Genomic DNA, 1549 nt, shown 5'->3' with positions numbered 1-1549 from the left:
CTCTCCTGATATGCGTAAATTCTTTTTAACTTGGGGAATAATTTTTCCAATTTCTATGCTTTGCCAACTGTCCATTAGAAACTCCCTACTACATTGACAAACCAACCATGTGAACGATAGTTCAAGTGTGTTAAGTTGTCGTTATAATCCGTAAAGTTATACCCCACGCCCATTTTAATATTATCGCCAATATTACGGTAAATACTCGTCACAAAGCCATCTTTATGGTCATCAGCTAAATCGGTACGTAACGTACGACCCTCTACCTGATATTCCCAATCGCCTGTCTTATAATTTAAACGCAGCGCATACAAACTCGCCCCTGATGAGTACCAGTTACTTTCATTTTTATAGCGTAAATGACCTTGCCTATGGGCTGCTTTAAATGCAGTTTCCCAGTTTGCATTCCATTCATAAACCCCTTCTAACGACCACACCCAGCTCTTTTGGTCATACAAACTTGAAGTATAGCGTTTCCCACTCGATGAGGTCGAATTCGCTATCAGCTGATCGTCCGGATCTAACCCGTAAACATAAGTCAGTTTCCCAAATAAATTCAGATTGTTTATTAATTTAGGACGATAAGCAAAACCAATCATTGATTCAGTATAGTTGCTCACCACATCATTCGATGTGTCTTTATTCCCAAAAGTTTTTGCAAAATCAAACTGTGCTAACCAACTTAAGTTTTCGCTGACAATCGTTTTCGCCCTATTGGTGGTGACCCATTGTCTTATCCGTTCACTACCTTCATCAATCCGATATTCCAGACGGTTACGAATTTGGAACCAATCATTTTTATAGCCGTAACCAGCCGCATAAACATCACGACGCGTTTCATCATGACCCGATAAACTAGTACGGTCACGATTACGGTTGTTTACACGCCCAACCGAGTAAGAGCCTTCAATAAATTGTGCTTCGGTAGGTTTATAACTGACACCATACACATCTGAAGTAGTATGATCGATTTTGCTAGTTTTGAATTGACGCTCAGAATAAAGCTCCAGCTCACTGGTCGCTTTGGTTCGACCGCCCACTACCGTGGTAATGCCTCGCCCAGAAGTAGAGTCCACATCATTTAACACTTTCGTATACAAATTAGTCTGCTCATTAACATCCCAACCTGCCTGAATACCCCCTCCAGCGCCTCGATTGGATGCAAAAATTTCCGCACCAATATTAATACTGTCGGTAATTTGTGAGTTATAACCAATTGTGGTACGGTTATCATCTGCCACATCGCCCGATTTGGCCACCGTTAATTGCTGAATAATATACCCTTTATCTCGACCATCAAAAAAACTACGCTCCAATTTAGCCGCAATTAATGCTTCATGTGTGGCGTCTTCACCATAGTTGTGGTCATTGCGGTGTTGTAATTCAAACGCTGCTGTATACACATCCCCCAATGCAGTGTAGTACTGTGCTCGAGTAAGTTTTTCAACATAGTTAGCCTTGTCTTTTTCTTGACTGTAACTCAACAACAAACCGTGTTTATCTTGCTCAAAATCATAACGTAGTTCACCACCCCACTCTTCTAAATCGC

The 1549-nt window shown here is 41.2% G+C and carries 1 protein-coding gene; it reads right to left on the bottom strand.

Features of this window, described 5'->3' with window-relative positions; genetic code table 11:
• Positions 1-74 precede the first annotated feature (74 nt).
• Positions 75-1549: hypothetical protein (locus A9G36_RS10185; RefSeq protein WP_176701024.1), on the bottom strand; the 1475-nt coding region annotated here is incomplete at its 5' end.

The sequence above is a fragment of the Gilliamella sp. Choc6-1 genome (assembly GCF_001690385.1).
Lineage (GTDB): Bacteria > Pseudomonadota > Gammaproteobacteria > Enterobacterales > Orbaceae > Gilliamella > Gilliamella apicola_A.
This window is presented reverse-complemented; position numbering and strand designations above follow the sequence as displayed.